This is a genomic window from Ensifer sp. YR511 (genome assembly GCF_900103045.1).
GTDB lineage: Bacteria > Pseudomonadota > Alphaproteobacteria > Rhizobiales > Rhizobiaceae > Ensifer > Ensifer adhaerens.
In genome coordinates, this window is record NZ_FNGR01000002.1 from 470,395 (window position 1) to 488,685 (window position 18,291).

At 63.6% G+C, this 18,291-nt stretch carries 14 protein-coding genes; 7 read left to right on the forward strand and 7 right to left on the reverse strand.

What is annotated here, in order from left to right; genetic code table 11:
- The first annotated feature begins 139 nt into the window (after window positions 1-139).
- Complete coding sequence (locus BLU15_RS06850; protein ID WP_060516284.1) at window positions 140-523, forward strand: hypothetical protein; 384 nt, start codon at window positions 140-142, stop codon at window positions 521-523.
- A gap of 349 nt (window positions 524-872) precedes the next feature.
- A complete protein-coding gene (locus BLU15_RS06855; RefSeq protein ID WP_034801317.1) occupies window positions 873-1,145 on the forward strand; it encodes a hypothetical protein in 273 nt (90 codons plus the stop codon).
- 49 nt (window positions 1,146-1,194) lie between these two features.
- On the opposite strand, the gene ppdK is transcribed toward BLU15_RS06855, so the two are convergent.
- Window positions 1,195-3,861, reverse strand: a complete 2,667-nt coding sequence (gene ppdK / locus BLU15_RS06860; RefSeq protein ID WP_034801313.1) for a pyruvate, phosphate dikinase — start codon at window positions 3,859-3,861, stop codon at window positions 1,195-1,197.
- 317 nt (window positions 3,862-4,178) lie between these two features.
- Here ppdK and BLU15_RS06865 point away from each other — a divergent pair, with 317 nt between their 5' ends.
- Window positions 4,179-6,059, forward strand: coding sequence for a caspase family protein (locus tag BLU15_RS06865; protein ID WP_162731934.1), 1,881 nt, complete (start codon window positions 4,179-4,181; stop codon window positions 6,057-6,059).
- 59 nt (window positions 6,060-6,118) lie between these two features.
- A complete protein-coding gene (locus BLU15_RS06870; protein ID WP_090294752.1) occupies window positions 6,119-7,888 on the forward strand; it encodes a caspase family protein in 1,770 nt (589 codons plus the stop codon).
- Window position 7,889: 1 nt separating this feature from the next.
- On the opposite strand, the gene BLU15_RS06875 is transcribed toward BLU15_RS06870, so the two are convergent.
- The 3 genes from BLU15_RS06875 to BLU15_RS06885 form a co-directional block, all read right to left on the reverse strand.
- The gene (locus BLU15_RS06875) at window positions 7,890-11,351 is read right to left on the reverse strand and encodes a chromosome segregation SMC family protein (protein WP_090294753.1); all 3,462 of its coding nucleotides are present in this window, start codon (window positions 11,349-11,351) and stop codon (window positions 7,890-7,892) included.
- 105 nt (window positions 11,352-11,456) lie between these two features.
- On the reverse strand, window positions 11,457-12,293 hold the full coding sequence (locus tag BLU15_RS06880; protein ID WP_090294755.1) for a DsbA family protein: 837 nt from the start codon (window positions 12,291-12,293) through the stop codon (window positions 11,457-11,459).
- A gap of 221 nt (window positions 12,294-12,514) precedes the next feature.
- Window positions 12,515-13,021 carry a DUF721 domain-containing protein gene (locus BLU15_RS06885; protein WP_060516289.1) on the reverse strand — a complete coding sequence of 169 codons (507 nt, stop codon included), beginning with the start codon at window positions 13,019-13,021 and terminating at the stop codon, window positions 12,515-12,517.
- Window positions 13,022-13,113: 92 nt separating this feature from the next.
- Here BLU15_RS06885 and mutY point away from each other — a divergent pair, with 92 nt between their 5' ends.
- The 3 genes from mutY to BLU15_RS06900 all read left to right on the forward strand — a co-directional run bounded on the left by mutY (window position 13,114) and on the right by BLU15_RS06900 (window position 15,910).
- Window positions 13,114-14,202 carry an A/G-specific adenine glycosylase gene (gene mutY, locus BLU15_RS06890; protein ID WP_210336564.1) on the forward strand — a complete coding sequence of 363 codons (1,089 nt, stop codon included), beginning with the start codon at window positions 13,114-13,116 and terminating at the stop codon, window positions 14,200-14,202.
- A 59-nt stretch (window positions 14,203-14,261) separates the two neighbouring features.
- The gene (locus BLU15_RS06895; protein WP_034801299.1) at window positions 14,262-14,879 is read left to right on the forward strand and encodes an HAD family hydrolase; all 618 of its coding nucleotides are present in this window, start codon (window positions 14,262-14,264) and stop codon (window positions 14,877-14,879) included.
- Window positions 14,880-14,977: 98 nt separating this feature from the next.
- On the forward strand, window positions 14,978-15,910 hold the full coding sequence (locus tag BLU15_RS06900) for a hypothetical protein (RefSeq protein ID WP_090294758.1): 933 nt from the start codon (window positions 14,978-14,980) through the stop codon (window positions 15,908-15,910).
- A gap of 57 nt (window positions 15,911-15,967) precedes the next feature.
- Here BLU15_RS06900 and BLU15_RS06905 read toward each other — a convergent pair whose 3' ends face one another.
- The 3 genes from BLU15_RS06905 to BLU15_RS06915 form a co-directional block, all read right to left on the reverse strand.
- A complete protein-coding gene (locus BLU15_RS06905) occupies window positions 15,968-16,369 on the reverse strand; it encodes a YkvA family protein (RefSeq protein ID WP_090294759.1) in 402 nt (133 codons plus the stop codon).
- Between the two features lie 240 nt (window positions 16,370-16,609).
- Entirely contained in the window at window positions 16,610-17,740 is a 1,131-nt protein-coding gene (locus BLU15_RS06910) for a site-specific DNA-methyltransferase (protein WP_034801293.1), read from the reverse strand.
- 199 nt (window positions 17,741-17,939) lie between these two features.
- Window positions 17,940-18,290, reverse strand: coding sequence for an antibiotic biosynthesis monooxygenase family protein (locus BLU15_RS06915; protein ID WP_090294761.1), 351 nt, complete (start codon window positions 18,288-18,290; stop codon window positions 17,940-17,942).
- Between the last annotated feature and the right edge of the window lies 1 nt (window position 18,291).

Here is an 18,291-nt window from a genome sequence, read left to right on the forward strand (position 1 = left end):
CATTCTCGTTAACCACCTATCAACACATGGGAATGTGCCCGCGCGCCCGGGATTTAAAGGGCACGCGGAGTTTCAATCGGAGGCAACGGCCAGCGCGCAACATCAAACGAGGGCGCTCGGCAATCGACGGAGAACCGACATGGGCGCATCGCAAGCAGCCGTGGCCATCGCCACCCCCTCTGCCCTTCCGGCCGGAGACGGCGGCATCCCCATGGGGCTCCTTGAGCTCGAACTCTCCCTCGATGGTTTCTCCGGCAACAATGCCGATTTCACCAGCTTCGTCCGCGCGGTTGCTGACAACGTCGGCGGTGAGTTTCTGTTTGCCCTGCCCGCTTCTGATCTGATCGAAGACTGCCGCAGCATTGCCGTGCTCCGTCTGCCTGATGCCGGAGGCGACGCTTCGATCCTGTTTGCCTGCCTCGACGAACAAGGCCGAGCCGTCCGTATCGAACATCCCAGCGACACCACGCGCGACCTCGAGCGCTTCGCCGAATCCTTTGTCGGCGTGCTGGAACGCATGTAGCGGGCCTCTCACAGGGACAACTCTAACCATACCCCTGGGCGAGGCCGCCAGCGACGGTGAATGCGTTTTGGCAGCGGATTACGCGCAATCGGACAATCGCGCAGGGATCACACCCCGCCCCCCTCCGGAACAGGCTCACACACACACCCGTCAACGACGGGTGTGAGGTGCCCTCGCCTACAACCGCGACACGACACCGAATTGGCAACGTTCGTTTCGATTCTCGATACAAGTCCCTATATTGATTGTGATTCGAGGCGTTGAGTGGTGTGCCGCTCGATTGCTCACGGCGAGACGCAGACCGGTACGGCCTCACACGATCCGGTTGCGCCCAGGAGGCGCGAGAACCATGATGAAACGACTGTCCATCCTTATCGCAGCCGCGCTTCTCTTGACGGCATGCCAGACGATGACGCCGGAGGAACGGCGCATCGCCGACGGCAACACCTGCGCGTCCTACGGCTTCCGCCGCGGCACCGATGCGTTTGCCACCTGCCTGCAGCGGATCGAGCTCGACCGCCGCGCCGAATCGCGCGCATTCCGCTACCAGAACGACATGATGATGTGGGGCTGGGACCGGCCGGTCATCGTCTCACGACCGGTGATCGTCCAGGCCAGGTAAAGCGGATCATGCCGAGCCAACGCCGCTTGGGCGGCGCTGGCGATAGACGTTACCCCTTGCCGTTGATCGCGGCCTGGGCCGCGGCGAGCCGGGCGATCGGCACGCGGAAGGGTGAACAGGAGACGTAGTCGAGGCCGGCGTCCTCGCAGAAGCGGATCGAGGCCGGATCCCCGCCGTGTTCGCCGCAGATACCGAGTTTCAGACCGTTCTTGGTGCGACGACCACGCTCGGCTGCGATCTGGATCAGTTCGCCGACGCCGTCGAAATCGAGCGAGACAAAGGGGTCCTGCTCGATGATGCCCTTCTGCTGGTAGGTCGCCAGGAACTGCGAGGCGTCGTCGCGCGAGATGCCGAAGGTCGTCTGCGTCAGGTCGTTAGTGCCGAAGGAGAAGAAGTCGGCCGCTTCGGCGATGACGCCGGCGCGCAGGGCTGCACGCGGCAATTCGATCATGGTACCGACGAGATAGTCGATGTCGATACCCGCCTCACCGATCACCTCCTTGGCGACCGCATCGATGCGCGCCTTGACGTAATCGAGCTCTGCCTTGAGGCCGACAAGCGGCACCATGATTTCGGGAACGACGGCCGCTCCGGTCTCGTGCGCCGCTTCAACGGCGGCTTCGAAGATGGCACGCGCCTGCATCTCGGCGATCTCCGGATAGGAGATGGCCAGCCGGCAACCACGGTGGCCGAGCATCGGATTGAATTCGTGCAGTTCATCGACGCGCTGGCGCAGTTCCGACGGATCGAGCGAGAGCGCGCCGGCAACGTCGGCGATCTCCTCGTCGGTCTTCGGCAGGAACTCGTGCAGAGGCGGGTCGAGCAGGCGGATCGTTACCGGAAGGCCGTGCATGATCGAGAACAGCTCGGCGAAATCCGAGCGCTGCATCGGCAGAAGCTTGGCGAGCGCTGAACGGCGACCTTCTTCGTCGTCGGCGAGGATCATTTCGCGCATGACATTGATGCGGTCGTCCTCGAAGAACATATGTTCCGTGCGGCAGAGTCCGATGCCTTCGGCGCCGAAGGAGCGAGCGGCGCGCGCGTCCGCCGGCGTTTCGGCATTGGTCCTGACGGTCATCCGGCGGGTGGCGTCCGCCCAGGCCATGATCTTGCCGAAGTCCCCGGAAAGTTCCGGTTGCAGCATGGCGATCGCGCCCTTCAGCACCTGGCCGGACGAGCCGTCGATGGTGATGACGTCACCCTTCCTGAGCGTCACGCCTCCGGCGGTCAGCGTTTCGTTGCGAAGGTCGACACGAATGCTGCCGGCGCCGGAAACGCAAGGGGTACCCATGCCGCGGGCAACCACGGCGGCGTGGCTGGTCATGCCGCCGCGGGTCGTCAGAATGCCTTCGGCGGCATGCATGCCGTGGATATCTTCAGGGCTGGTCTCGACGCGGACGAGGATGACCTTGCGGCCTTCCTTGTCGGCCTGCACCGCTTCCTCCGAGGTAAAGACGATCTCGCCCGTCGCAGCCCCCGGCGAGGCCGGAAGGCCCGAGCCGATGATGTCGCGGCGCGCATGCGGATCGATCGTCGGGTGCAGCAGCTGGTCGAGCGAGGCGGGATCGATGCGGGCAACGGCCTCCTGTTCGGAGATCAGCCCCTCCTCCGCCATATCGACCGCGACCTTCAGCGCCGCCTTGGCGGTGCGCTTGCCGGAGCGCGTCTGCAGCATCCAGAGCGTGCCGCGCTCGATGGTGAATTCCAGATCCTGCATATCGCGATAGTGGCGTTCGAGCGTATCGCAGATCGAGCGAAACTCGGCGAAGGCTTCCGGCATCAGCTTTTCGAGCGAGGGCTTGTCGGAGCCGGAGCCAAGGCGCGCCGCTTCGGTAATGTTCTGCGGCGTGCGGATGCCGGCAACGACGTCCTCGCCCTGTGCATTGACCAGAAACTCGCCGTAAAGCTCGTTCTCGCCGGTCGAGGGGTTGCGGGTGAAGGCAACGCCAGTCGCCGACGAATTGCCGAGATTGCCGAAGACCATTGCCTGGACGTTGACGGCGGTGCCCCAGGCGGCGGGGATGGCGTGCAGGTGGCGATAGGTGATCGCCCGCGGGTTCATCCAGCTCGAAAACACGGCGCCGATCGCGCCCCAGAGCTGCACTTCCGGATCCTGCGGAAAGGGTTCGCCCAGCGCTTCCTCGATCGCTTCCTTGTAACGGGCAATGACGCTCTGCCACTCCACCGCCGAAAGCTCGGTATCCTGCTCATGGCCGAGGCGCGCCTTCTCGTCCTCGAGGATTTCCTCGAAGACGTCGTGGTCGACGCCCATGACGACGTCGCCATACATCTGGATGAAGCGACGATAGCTGTCCCAGGCAAAACGGGCATCACCGGCGTCATGGCCAAGCGCATGTACCGACTGATCGTTGAGACCGAGGTTGAGAACCGTGTCCATCATGCCGGGCATGGACGCGCGCGCGCCTGAGCGAACCGAAAGCAGCAGCGGACGGGAGGTGTCGCCGAAGACGCGGCCGGTCACCTCTTCCATCCGGCTGATCCCCTCGCGCACCTGGTCGCGCAGGCCATCCGGCATCTGCCTGTCATTGTCGAAGAAGCTGTTGCAGGCATCGGTGATGATCGTCAGGCCCGGCGGAACCGGCAGGCCAAGGTTGCACATCTCGGCAAGGTTGGCGCCCTTGCCACCCAAGCGCTCACGATCACCCGCACGTCCCTCGGCCTTGCCCCCACCGAAGGTGTAAACCCATTTCGTCATGCCTGCTCTCCACCCAGAAACAGTCTTTAGTGACGATTTACAGTATATGCTTCAGGCTGAAAATGCACCCGGCGAAGATTTATGCTGCAGCGCATCATTTTCTGTAACATTGCTACACATCGCGCTTGACCTCCCACAAATCGTGTCGGTGGCTTTAAATTGCAGCCGAAATTCCTGAAAAGGCTGCGCCAGGCGGCCCGATCCGACATTGCCCGAAACATAACAATTATCTAATATACAGATGTGCGATGGGGGTGCATCCAGGAATATCCCGTCATGGCAATCCGTTTCCGTCTCGATGGCTCGGAGGGTCGGTCATGAGGTGGCGTGCAAATCTGACAACCTGGCTCCTTTCGGCGGCGCTCATGGTCCTTTTCACCATGGGAAACGCCTTTGCCGAAGGAAACGGCAAGCGGCTGGCGCTCGTCGTCGGCATGAGCAACTACGTGCTCGCTGGAACGCTGCCCAATGCTTCACGCGATGCAGAAGCCTTCAACACCTTTCTCAAGGACCAGGGCTTCGAAACGAACCTCGTGCTCAACGCCGATCGCCGTGGTCTTGCCGGCGCACTTTCAAACTTCTCGCGCAAGATCGGGCCCGACGATACCGCCCTGTTTTACTACGCCGGCCACGGCATGCAGTTGCACGGCGAGAATTTCCTTGTTGGCACCGATGCCAAGCTCGAAAGCGAGTTCGACGTGCCGGCCGAGACCGTGGCACTGTCCGAGATCATCGGCGCGATGGAAAAACGTGCCCGCATCTCGATGGTCTTCCTCGATGCCTGCCGCAACAATCCGCTCGCCGAGCGGCTGACACGCGAAGTCGAAGGTGCGACCCGCGGTGCGGCGACCCGCGGGCTGGCGCCGATCGAAACGCAGGGTGGCGGAACGCTCGTGGCCTTTGCCGCCGCGCCCGGGCAGGTAGCGGCCGACGGCACCGACGGGCATTCGCCCTTTACGCGGGCGCTGATCGCCAATCTCTCGGGCGCCGGCCTCGAGGTCGGCACCGCCTTCAAGCGGGTCGTGCGTGACGTGCGCAAGGAGACGCAGGGCAAGCAGCAGCCGCAGATCCTGTCATCCCTGTCGCTAGAGTTCTACTTCGGGCCGGAAACCGCAGCGCCCCAGACGACCCCGGCGGTGCAAACCCCGGCGGTACAGACGGCCATGCCGCAGACTGCGGCGGTTCAGCCGGTGCAGCCGGCACTCACTGTGCCGGCCATGGATCCCGAAGCGCTTGAGGCAGAGAAGGACTTCAAAAAGGCGCTGAAGATCGGAACGGCGCGCATCTGGCACTTCTTCGTCGAAAAACACCGCACCGGCGAATATGCCGACCTCGGACGACAGGCACTGGCCCAGATCGAGCCCGCCGCCGTGCGTAACCAGTCGCATCTGCCGCAGTCCGTCGAAGCGCGGCTATTGCCGGACAAAGACAAGCGACGAAACGTCCAGGTGGCACTCGCCTCACGCGGATTTGCAGCGGGCACGGCCGATGGTGTTTTTGGTGGACAGACCAGGGAAGCGATCAAGAAGTTCCAGAGCACCAACCAACAGCCCGCAAGCGGCTTCATCACCGAGCGCACGGCAGAGGCCCTCGGCATCAAAGTCAACGACAGAGCCGAGGGCTTGTACAGCACGCCCAAGGCCCGACGCTATGATGTTGCCAACCTCGAGGGGCTAGAGACCGATCAAACCGTCCTGCGGGCGCTGACCTGCCTGCGCCACTTCGAAACCGTATATGGCGTGTTCGAAGGGCACCTCTATGTCGCAGTGCGGACGGGAATAATTTTGGCCGTTTATGCGCGGGGGATCGCCGGCGGTTGCGGAGCGCACCTCGCGTCGATTTCGTCTCAAGAGGAGAACGCCTTCGTCGCATCGCTTTTCAACGCCGATCAGACCTTTTTCAACACCGGCTACGACCCCTCAGGCAATGTCAGCTACAAGATGGGCCCCTGGATCGGCCTGACGCAGGACCCACAGGGCAAGGAGCCCAGAGGCGGCTGGCGCTGGGACACCGGCGCGCCCCTGACCTACACGAAATGGTTCCAGGACATGCCGAACGAAGGCAAGAAGGGCGACGATATCGGCATGTACTACGCCCATCGCAACGGCAGAGCCGACACGAAATCCGTCTACGTCGATAGCTGGGACGATATGGGGCCAACCGATGGAACGGGCGGTCTGATCCTCGAATTCGAGTGACCGCTTGGGGCAATTCAACACCTGCACGGCTGAGTCAATCATAAGCAGGAGGCAAGGTCATGAACTGGCGTGTGAAGCTGCTATGGCTGGTTCTTTGCGCTCTGATCGTGCCCTTCACCACAGGGAATGCCCCCGCCGAAGGAAACGGCAAGCGGCTGGCGCTCGTCATCGGCATGAGCAACTATGTGCTTGCGGGAACCCTGCCCAACGCCTCGCGCGACGCTGAAGCGTTCAATGTCTTTCTCAAAGGCCAGGGTTTTGAAACCGACTTGATCCTCAACGCCGATCGCCGTGGTCTTGCCGGCGCACTTTCAAACTTCTCGCGCAAGATCGGGCCTGACGATGTCGCCCTGTTTTACTACGCCGGCCACGGCATGCAGTTGCGGGGCGAGAATTTCCTTGTTGGCACCGATGCGCGGCTCGAAAGCGAGTTTGACGTTCCGGCAGAAACCATGCCGCTGTCGGAGATCATGAACGCGCTGGAACAACGCGCGAAAATCTCCCTGATCTTCCTCGACGCCTGCCGCAACAATCCGCTCGCAGACAGACTCGATCGTGACGTGGCGGGCACAAGCCGCGGCGGCGCCACCAGAGGTCTGGCACCGATCGAGACACAGGGCGCCGGCACGCTCGTTGCCTTTGCTGCGGCGCCCGGACAGGTAGCGGCTGACGGAACCGACGGGCATTCGCCCTTCACCCGGGCGCTGATAACCAACCTCTCCGGCCCAGGGATCGAAATCGGCACCGCCTTCAAGCGCGTGATCCGTGAGGTGCGCTCGGCAACGGGCGGCAAACAGTCGCCGCAGATCCTCTCCTCTCTCGATCTGGAATTCTACCTCGACGGCAGCGCCACGCTTGAAGCGCCCCGACCCTTGAAAGTTGACAACGTCGATATCGCCGCGCTCGACTTCAACAAGGCGATGCGCGTGGACACGGCCAGGACCTGGAAGCGCTTCATCGCCAAACATGGCGAGAGCAGCTACGCCGACGCGGCGCGTCAATCCATTCAGCGGCTCGGCAAAAGCGACGACTTCAGATCATCCCTGGCTGCGATGGCACAGGAACAGAAGATGCTCGATAGCAAGGACAAGCGCGCAGCCGCGCAACAGGCCCTGCAGAGCAAGGGTTTTGACACGGGCGCGACGGACGGCGCCTTCGGTGGCCAGACACGCAGGGCGGTCACGGCATTTCAGGCGGCCCGCGGGCTAAAGCAATCCGGATTTCTCGATCAGGAGACCGGAGCGAGCCTGGGTCTCACCTTTGCCCGCATCGATCAGGACATTCTCTCGGCTACCAGCGCACGCCGCTATGACGCCACCGATCTCGAGGGACTGGAGGACGAACCGGTGATCGCCATGGTGCGGTGTCTTTCGCCTCTACCACTGACCTATGGCACCTTTGCCAGACACCTCTATGCAGCGGTCTATGACGGGCAGCAAGTCGGCTGGCAGGAAGCGAAGGCGATCGTCGAGCGCTGCGGCGGTCACCTTGCCACGATCGATTCCAGCGATGAAAATACGTTCGTCGCCTCACTCGCGAATACGGATGACCGGTTCTTCAGCAGTTCGTTCGAAGGCGGCGAGCACCGGCGGGTCGGGCCATGGCTCGGGCTCTCCAACGAGAACGGCAGTGCCGAAGGGTGGAGATGGACGACGGGCGCTGCCGTCACCTTCGGCAGGTGGTTCAGGCGGCCGCCGGAAAAGGCTGGGGCGGCAACGCTTTACGCAGCCTATCGAGCAAACAAGGTCCCCCTCGCCGCCTACGTCGACACCTGGGAAGCGCGCGACCCATCGCGGCCGGTATCCGGTTTCATCGCCGAATTTGAGTGAATCAGACGACTTCGCGCAGGCGTTCCGCCGTCTGCAGGTCGACGGAAACGAGTTGGGAGACGCCCTGCTCGGCCATGGTCACGCCGAACAGGCGGTTCATGCGGGCCATGGTGATCGGGTTGTGGGTGATGATGATGAAGCGTGTCTCGGTCGACGCCGCCATTTCGTCCATCAGGTTGCAGTAGCGCTCGACATTGTGGTCGTCGAGCGGTGCATCGACTTCGTCCAGCACGCAGATTGGCGCGGGATTGGTCAGGAACACGGCGAAGATCAATGCCATCGCCGTCAGCGCCTGCTCGCCGCCGGAAAGCAACGTCATGGTCTGTGGCTTCTTGCCCGGCGGGCGGGCGAGAATTTCAAGGCCGGCCTCCAGCGGATCGTCGCTCTCGATCAGTTGCAGCTCGGCCGTGCCCCCCCCGAAGAGGTGGGTGAACAGCCGCTGGAACTGTACGTTGACGACGTCAAATGCGGCGATCAGGCGCTCGCGGCCCTCGCGGTTCAGGTTCTGGATGGCGCTCCTGAGCTTGCGGATCGCCTCGATGACGTCGTCGCGCTCTCTGAGCAGCAGGGCGAGCTTTTCCGAAAGCTCCTTCTGTTCTTCTTCGGCACGCAGGTTGACGGCACCAAGCCGCTCGCGCTCGATCTTCAGCCGTTCGAGTTCGCGCTCGATGTTGCGCATGTCCGGCAGTGCCTCGTCGACGGCAAGCCCCGTCAATCGCATGACCTCGTGCGGCGCGCAGGAGAGCGCTTCCTGAATGCGGGCCTCGATCTCGACGCGACGTTCGCGGGCGGAGACCAGCCGCTCTTCGGCGCGGCCGCGCTTTTCGCGCGATTCCGCCAGTTCGGAGAGCGCGGTTGCCGCCAACCGGTCCGCCTCGCGCTGACGGTTTTCAGCCTCGGCAAGCAGATCGGCCGCTTCGCGTCGGGCCGCTTCCGCCTTCTGCAACTCGTTCATCAGCGCCCGGCGCTTGTCCTCGAACTCGTCGGGCGCATCGATCAGCTCTTCGACCTCGTCGCGGGCTTCTGCCTCGCGGTCGCGCAGGGTCGCGATGTGCTCATCGGCGCTCGCCGCGCGCGCCTTCCAGGTCTGTCGTTCACTGGCAATCGCCGCGATGCGCCGCTGACGCGCCTCGTTCTCGCGCGCCAGGCCATCATGGGCGGCACGGGCCTCGGCGACGGCGGCACGATCGGCTGCGACATCGGCCGTCTGTGTGCGCAGCGTCAGTTCCAGTTCGGAGAGATCGGGCGCATCGGCGAGCGCGTCGTTGGCCGTCTCGATCTGCTCGGCCACCTCTTCGACCTGCGCCTCGATCTGGCTGCGCGATTCGGCAAGCACCGCGCGGCGGCGGGCAAGGTCGCCCGAGGCGCGTTCAGCGGCAGCGAGCGCGTCGCGGGCTTCGCCGAGCTGTCGGGTGATCATGCGCTGCGCGTCGCGGGCAAGCCGCAACCGCTCGTCCTCGGCGCGGATGCGACTGCCCGCAGAGGCAAGTTCGGCCTCCGCGAGGCGCAGCGCCTCAGCGGCGCCGTCGGCCTCGGTATCGAGTTCGGCCAACCGGTTCTTCTGCGCCAGCCGCAATGCGGCAGCACTTGGCGCCTCGGAGCCAGTCACGTGGCCGTCCCAGCGCCAGACGGAGCCCTGCTTGGTGACAAGGCTCTGGCCGGGTTTCAGCAGGGGCAGCAGCCGCTCGGCTTCCGCCTCGCTTGCGACGATGCCGATCTGCTTCAGGGCGCGGGTCAGCGCGTCGGGCGCCTTCACATGGGCAATCAGCGGGCTCACGCCTTCCGGCAAATCGCCGTCCCCGACATGATCCCCCGGCGCGCGCCAATGGGCCGGCGCGTCGGTTTCGAGCGGCGAGTCGAGATCGTCGCCAAGGGCCGCGCCCAATGCGGTCTCGAAGCCCCGGTCGACCTTCATCTCCTCGACGACGGCGGGATAGGCGCCACCGGCCACCGCCTCCAGCATGCGCCGGATGGTGCGTGCCTCGGTCTCGATGCCGTTCAGCGTCGCGCGCGTCCGATCGACGGGCTGACGCGCCTCGACCTCCATGCGCCGCGCTTCAGCGAGGCTTTCCTCGATCGCGAGCACATTGCTTTCGGCTTCTTCCAGCGCAGCTTCTGCGACCTCGACCTGACCCTGCTTTTCGTGCGGATCGGGAAGGGCCGCCATCTGGCGGTCGAGTTCATCGAGATCGCGCGACTGGTCGCCAAGTTGGCGGGCAAGACGTGCCTGGCGCTCCGACAGGTCGCGCAGCGTGCGCTCCAGCTGGTTGCGGCCGGCCTGTGCCTCGGCGCGTTCCGCCGTTAGACGCGCCAATAGCGCCTCGCTGCCGGCGAGCTTTTCGTTTGCGTCTTCGAGGCGCTCGCGCGCTTCCGTCGCACGGTCGTCGGCCTCCGCGAGCATGTCGCTGAGTTCGGCTTCCTCTTCGTCGAGACGCGAAAGAATGCCGGCATTGTCGACGACAAGGCGCTCCTCGCGGGCGATATCCTCGGCAAGCTGCGCCAGCCGGCGCTGCAACTCGTCGCGGCGCCTGAGGATGCGGCCGGCATCCTCTTCGAGCTGTGAGCGGGCAATCTGCAGACGCTGGAGGGCGGCGGCGAACTTCGCTTCGTTTTCGCGCAGCTCCGGCAGCTTCAGGCTGGCGATCGCCTGGTCCTTGGCCGCCTGCATCTGCTGCTGCGCCTTTTCCGCGACCAGCGCAGTCACCTGGTTGAGCTGGCTCGTCGCCTCGCCCTCCGCCTCCTTGGCCTGCACCCAGCGAATATGGAACAGGATCGCCTCGTGCTTGCGGATATCGGCCGAAAGCATTTTGAAGCGGTTGGCCTGGCGCGCTTGGCGCTTGAGGCTCTCGATCTGGCTTTCGAGCTGCGAGGTGACGTCGTCGAGACGCTCGAGATTGGTCTCGGCGGCACGCAGACGCAGCTCCGCTTCGTGGCGGCGAGAGTGCAGGCCAGAGATGCCGGCCGCCTCTTCCAGGAGCTGGCGACGGGCCTGCGGCTTGGCGGCGATCAGTTCGCCGATGCGCCCCTGCCCGACCATCGACGGCGAGCGTGCACCAGTCGACGCGTCGGCGAAGAGAAGCTGTACATCCTTGGCGCGCGCTTCCTTGCCGTTGATGCGGTAGACCGAGCCCTGCTCGCGCTCGATGCGGCGGCTGACCTGGATCTCGTCGCTGTCATTGAAGGCAGCGGGTGCCGTGCGGTCGCTGTTGTCGAGATAAAGGCCGACCTCGGCCGTGTTACGCGCGGGACGATTGCCGGATCCGGAAAAGATCACGTCGTCCATGCCGGAAGCGCGCATGTTCTTGTAGGAGTTCTCCCCCATCACCCAGCGCAAGGCTTCGACGAGGTTCGACTTGCCGCAACCGTTCGGTCCGACGACACCGGTCAATCCGCGCTCGATGATGAATTCGGTCGGTTCGACGAAGGACTTGAAGCCGAGCAGGCGAAGCTTGTTGAACTTCATGGAGCGGACGCTGGGGCTACGAGGTCCCCCCCTCTACCATCAGCCCAGACAAGAAAAACGGGCGCACAGCTGCTGCCGTCGCCCGTTTTCAGGAAAAGCGAAGGATCAGAGCTTGCTGTCGATGAGGGCCGACATAACGTCAACCGACATGTCCCCCGAATAGTGCTCGCCATTGACAAAGAAGGTCGGCGTCGACTGAACCCCGAATTCCTTGGCGCCCCGTTGCATAACAGTATTCACATCATCCAGAAGTTTTTGGTTCGTCAAGCAGGCCTCGAAGCTCTCCTGTGTAAAACCAGCGAGTTTGGACATCTGCAGCAGAGCGTCGCGACCATTCTGGGCTGCGGCCCACTGCTGCTGCTGCTTGAACAGCATCGAGATCATCGGGAAGTACTGGCCTTCCGGAGCGCAGCGCGCCAGCATGAAGGCAGCCGCCGCGCGCGGATCGAACGGGAATTCGCGCAGCACGAAGCGGACCTTGCCGCTGTCGACATACTTGGTCTTGATCGCCTCGAAGGTGTTGTTGTGGAAGGCGGCGCAGTGCGGGCAGGTCATCGACATGTATTCGACGATCGTCACCGGCGCGTTGGCGTCGCCGATCGCCATTTCCGGCAGGGCGCCCGGTTCCATCAGCTTGGCGACGTCGACGGACCCTTCCGACGAGGGGAGCTCGACCTTGACGGGAGCAGCCGTCGTCTGGGCGACTTCGGTGCCGGCAGAGGGCTTGGCTTCGGCGGTGGCCGGGGTCGCGGTCGTCGATGCAGTCGTGGTCGCGTCCGTTGCCGGCTTGGTTTCAGCCTTGGCGGCTTCGGTGGTCGCGGCCGGTGTGGTGGAGGCCGTTTCCTTCTTTTCGTCGCTGCAGGCAGCAAGCACCAGGGCGACAGTTGCGATGGCGGCACCGCTGAGCAGGCGCTTGGTAAGGTTCATTGCGGAAGCGGACATGATTTGACCCGTGTTCGGAGGGAATTGCAGTGCGGATTCGATATCTTGCCCCGCGCAGGGCGGCAAGTGGCGCGGCGTCAACAGAATTCAAAGAATTGTGACCGAGCGATGGCCGCCCAAAAGCGCGTCGCGATCTTTCCGATTCGCTGCTTGCGCTTTAAGCCTCTGGTTTTCGCGTCTCGTAGTCGCGAAAACCGCTGCATAGTTTTGCGCGCCGTGCCTTAGCGGCGCCGGGGATTGAGCACGGCGGTCCCCAGCCGACGCAAGGCGGCCTTCAGCTCCTCGCTTTCGATGCCTTCGACCATGGTCTCGAGCCGCCGTGCAGGTTCACCGGTCAGCGGCTTGGGCTTGCCACGGTGTTTCGGCTGCTGGGAGACGGGCTTTTGAACGATGCGCAGCTGCCCGATCGCATAGAAGCCGAAGAAGCCGTTGATGCGCTGGATCAATTCGCCCTGGGCGTGGGTCAAAAACAGCGCGCGCGCGCCCTCGCAGGCAACCGTCAGGACGCCCGGCTGATGGCCGCCCTCGCCCATGATCTCGGAGGCCCGTCGCGGCCAGGCGATCTTTTCGGGCCGCGTGCAATCGGCAAAGTCCTCGCCGGCGATTTCGTCCCAGGAGCCGAGCAGCATGGTGTTGATGCCTGCCCGCTTGGCGAGCACCGGGTCGATCAGGCCGTTCGCGACTTCGCTGATCTGGACGACGCCCTTCCGGGTCTTCTGCTCGCTCACGTATGGACTTTCTGTAGGCAATGTCGATTGAGCCTTGATGCCGCGGCTCCGCTTCGCCAAGTATAGGCCGGAAACGGAACTCCCGGCAAATCATGCACGATACGATACCGGCGGCGGACGCCGCACCCCTGCTTTTGGAATGGTACGACAGGCACCATCGCGACCTGCCCTGGCGGGTTTCGCCGCCGATGGCACGCCGAGGCATCGTCGCCGATCCCTACCATGTCTGGCTTTCCGAAGTGATGCTGCAGCAGACGACGGTGCAGGCGGTAAAAGCCTATTTCGAAAAGTTCCTGTCACTGTGGCCGACCGTCGAGGACCTTGCGCGCGCCGAGAATGAGGACGTGATGAAGGCATGGGCCGGGCTCGGCTATTATGCGCGCGCCCGCAACCTGAAGAAATGCGCCGAGGCCGTCGCGAACGATCATGGCGGCCGCTTTCCCGACACGGAGGACGGGCTGAAGTCCCTTCCCGGCATCGGCGACTATACCGCCGCCGCGGTCGCGGCGATCGCCTTCAATCGCAGAAGCGCCGTGCTCGACGGCAATGTCGAGCGGGTGATTTCCCGCCTCTATGCAATCGAAACGCCGCTGCCGGCGGCAAAGCCCGAGATGCGGGCCCGCGTCGCCGCGCTCACCCCTGAGAGCAGGCCGGGTGATTTCGCCCAGGCGATGATGGATCTCGGCGCGACGCTCTGCACGCCGAAACGGCCCGCCTGCTCGCTCTGTCCCTTCCGCGCCCACTGTCGCGCGCTTGTCGTCGCCGATCCGGAAACCTTTCCGCGCAAGGCGCAGAAGAAGGACAAGCCGCTTCGGCGCGGCGCCGCCTTCGTCGCGATCGACGCCGACAACGCGGTCTATCTGCGCAAGCGGGCCGAGACGGGCCTGCTTGGCGGCATGACCGAAGTGCCCGGCACCGACTGGACATCGCGGCAGGACGGCGACACCTCGCTTGCCTCCCAACCCTTTGCAGCGGCCTGGGAAGATTGCGGCACCATCAGCCACGTGTTCACGCATTTCGAGTTGCGTCTCTCGGTCTACCGCGCCAATGTCGCGCGCGCCGGGACGCAGGGCAACGGCTGGTGGGAGCCGGTTCACTCGCTGAGTGCCCAGGCGCTGCCGACGGTGATGAAGAAGGCGATCGCCCAGGCGATCCCGCATGCCTTCAAGGCGGAACGCTAGCACGGTACGGGCCCACCCGTCCCGCTCCAACTCCGAAAGTTCAAGCAGGGAATACGTTCATGAGCAGCATCGATATCCGCCACATCGTCTTCGACATCGGCAAGGTGCTTATCCACTACGACCCCAACCTGCCCTACAGCCGCATCATCCCCGACGAGGCCGAGCGCGAGTGGTTCTTTGCCAATGTCTGCACCCACGACTGGAACATCGAGCAGGACCGCGGCCGTTCCTGGGAAGAGGCGGAAGCGCTGCTGATCAAGGACTTTCCCGAGCGTGAAGAACAGATCCGCGCCTTCCGCAAATATTGGCAGGAGATGGTGCCGCACGCCTATGTGGAGACGGTGTCACTCCTGGAGCGACTGATCGCCGAAGGACGCGACGTGACGATGCTGACCAACTTCGCCTCCGACACGTTCCGCGAGGCGCAGGTCCTTTATCCCTTCCTGACGCTGCCACGCGGCGTCACCGTTTCGGGCGACGTCAAGCTGATCAAGCCCGATATCGCCATCTATGAGACGCACACGCGGACCTTCGATCTCGACCCATCGGCCACCCTCTTCATCGACGACAGCATTCCCAACGTCGAAGCCGCGCGGCTTGCCGGCTGGCATGCGGTGCATTTCGTCGATCCGGAAAAGCTGAAGGCCGATCTCGCCGGCTACGGCATTCATCCGTAGGCTGAACTGCCGATCGACGATGGCTCCTGCTCGTGGCGGCACGATTCCGCCACGAATCATATTTACTACCTGCGATTGCGTAATCGCAGAGGCAATATATGAATAGTTTAGAATTTTCAGTAGTTCGAGACGGCGCCGCCAAGGACGCCTTCATCGACGAGCTCTACGCGACGACCGAGGCCAGCTTTCGCGACGAAGTGCCTCCGGAAGAGTTTGGAGAACGGTTTTCAGATACCCGTTTCGTCGTCGCCAGACGCGATGCCAAACTGGCGGGCTGGCTCAGCCTTCGGCCGCCGACTGAAGGCGACGACAAGAGAGCGGCCGATCGAGGCTGGCACGCCATGCCGTCGCACGACCTGCACGACGCCGAAATTCTCGCGCGGCTCTTTCGGCTTGCAGCCGTAGAGGCCGGTTCAGAAGGCATCATCTGGCACTCCCGAAAAACCGCCCTCAACCAGCAGGTCGTCGAAATGACCGGCGCGACCGCGCTTCGGGATCTGTTCAGGACCTGGCAGGCGTCACCCAAGCGCTGGCCGGCCGCAATCGCAAAACCCAAGGACGGTGCCGTCGTTTACGCCGTCCAGGCGCCTCTCCCAGAAGATCTCCTCGCAAAGTTCGTGGACTTCCTCACACGCGCGGGGATATCGGACTGCAGTGGAGAAACCTGCACCACGACCTGGGACGCGGACTCCGTCGCCCAACGTATCGCTGACTGGGATGAGGGCGGGCTGCTGATGCAGTGGCTGGAACATCACGACCTCGTGGTCGCCGAGGCCTACGCCTTTGTCTGGAGCGATGAAATGATGATCCACATCACCGAACACCATGCCCCGTCTTGCGGGCTGATTGCCCTGGTTGCCGCCCTGCTTCAGCGCATACCCGCGGCCTATCCCGATATCAGGGTCGCCACCGTCGAGTTACAGGAAGACGAAAGAGCACGCCTCGAGCCTGTGCTCGCCAGTTGCGGCTTCGAGGATAAGGGCGCCCGAACCCTCTACCACTTGCGCCCACAGGGAACGCCGGCTCTCTAAAGGCGGCGTATCCTCCATTCGGCGCGCGGCGGCGGCACGGGTCGCCGCCGCCCATTGTCAGGGCCTGGCCGCGATGAAGCCCCATGCCAGCCAGGCCGCAACGACTGCGGCCGCGAACCAGATGCTCAGGATCGCGAGGAGGCCGCTGCGGCTGGACGGGCGTCCTTCCAATGCCGCCGCCCGCTCTCGGAATTCTTCCATCAGCGCTGGCGGCACCAGACGTACGGCCAAGAGGATGCCGAGCGGAACGAGAATAAGATCATCGAGGTAGCCGAGTATCGGAATGAAATCGGGGATCAGGTCGACCGGCGAAAGTGCGTAGGCCGCCACAGTGCCGGCAACGAATTTCGCCGAAAACGGCGTTCGACGATCTCGCGCGGCGAACCAGAGCGCAACGACGTCGCGTTTGATTTGCCGCGCCCATTGCTTCACGCGCTGGAGACGATCGGGCACGGCCATGCGGTTAACACTCTTGTTCGGATGAAGTTGCTCTGTCCGAACCCTATGAGCGGATGCGAAGATTGGCAATCGACCTCAGGGCCCTGCCGGGCGCTTCAAACGCTCCGTCGGATGGCCCAAACATACAAATGCCCGGAATCCTCACATTGAGGATTCCGGGCATTTAAAGCTCTCTTTCCGGGACTGAAGGTACAAAAACCGGTTAGAGCGCTTTTCGAAGGATCCGGCGGAACTGGTTGATCAGTTCAGTTTTGCCAGATCATTTCGAATGACGCTTCTGAGTTCGTCGATGGGCTTCAGGGTGTTCCCCTCTTCGAAGTGCCAGAAGGTCCATCCGTTGCAGGCATCAAGCCCCTGGACCTTGGCGCCCAGGCGATGAATTGAACCGGCCTCGCCGCCGGAGGCGACCGTGCCGTCGGCACGAACGATCGCGCTGTAGCGGCGCTTGGCGTCCGTCAGAACCGTGCCGGGCTTGATCAGCCCGCTTTCGATCAGCGTGTTGAAGGCGACGCGCGGCTCGGCCTTCTTGCCGGTCATGACCGAGAGCATCGCCTTGCCGAGCGGTTCGACCGCGTCGATGCGTGCCGATGCCGCGTCGATGTAATCCTGCTCGCGCTCAATGCCGACGAAGTGGCGGCCGAGGCGTTTGGCGACGGCACCGGTCGTGCCGGAACCGAAGAAGGGATCGAGAATGACGTCGCCCGGCTTGGTCGAAGCCATCATGATACGGGCGAGCAGCGCTTCCGGCTTCTGGGTCGGATGCACCTTCTTGCCGTCGTCACCTTTCAGGCGCTCGTGACCGGAGCAGATCGGGAACAGCCAATCGGAGCGCATCTGCACGTCGTCATTGGCCGCCTTCATCGCATCGTAGTTGAAGGTGTAGCCCTTGGCATTGGCGTTCGGCGTCGCCCAGATCAGCGTCTCATGAGCGTTCTGGAACCTCCGACCCTTGAAATTCGGCATCGGGTTGGTCTTGCGCCAGATGATGTCGTTGAGGATCCAGAAGTGCAGGTCCTGCAGGATGGCGCCGACGCGGAAGATGTTGTGGTACGAGCCGATCACCCAGAGGGTGCCGGTCGGCTTCAGCACGCGGCGGCAGGCGAGCAACCAGGCGCGGGTGAAGGCGTCGTAGGCTTCGAACGATGCGAACTGGTCCCATTCGTCGTCGACGGCGTCGACCACCGACTGATCAGGACGGGTCAGCATGCCGCCGAGCTGGAGGTTGTAGGGCGGGTCGGCGAAAACGACGTCGACCGAATTGTCGGGAAGCGCATTGAGCGCGGCAACGCAGTCACCCTTGATGATGCTGTCGAGCCAGCCCAACGGACGGGTGGAACGGGAGACTTCGGCAAGCGAAACAACTGAAGACATGGACAACTCGCAAATACGCTTACTCGGAACGGATCATGGAGCGTATGGTTACCGAAGATGGTTACCAAAGCCTGAAGGCCGTTTCGAAAAAGTGCGTAGTCGCGCTATGTTAGAGAGGTCTTCTGGAGTGGACAGGAAAGGCGGGAACGGGCTTTTCACCCGCCTCCCGCCGCCCCGTTCAAGCGTCGCGGACGCCGTTTCACCGGGCGTCGTGAAAGGCGCGGCTGTCTGAGGGGGCCTCACGGCGCTCGTTCAGCCCGTAGTCGCGGATCACGGAGGCGATGCGCAGGCGGTAATCGGCAAAGACGCCGTGGCGCCCCGCATCCTGGGCGGCACGATGTTCGGCGCCGTTCCGCCAGGCCTTCACCGCCTCCTCGTCGCGCCAGAAAGACAGGGACAACACCTTGTCGGGATTGGCCAGACTCTGGAACCGCTCGATCGAGATGAAGCCATCGATGTCGTCGAGCAGCGGACGCAGGTCGGCGGCAATGCCGAGATAGGCGTCACGCCGGCCCTCGGCCGGTAGGACTTCGAAGATGACGGCAATCATG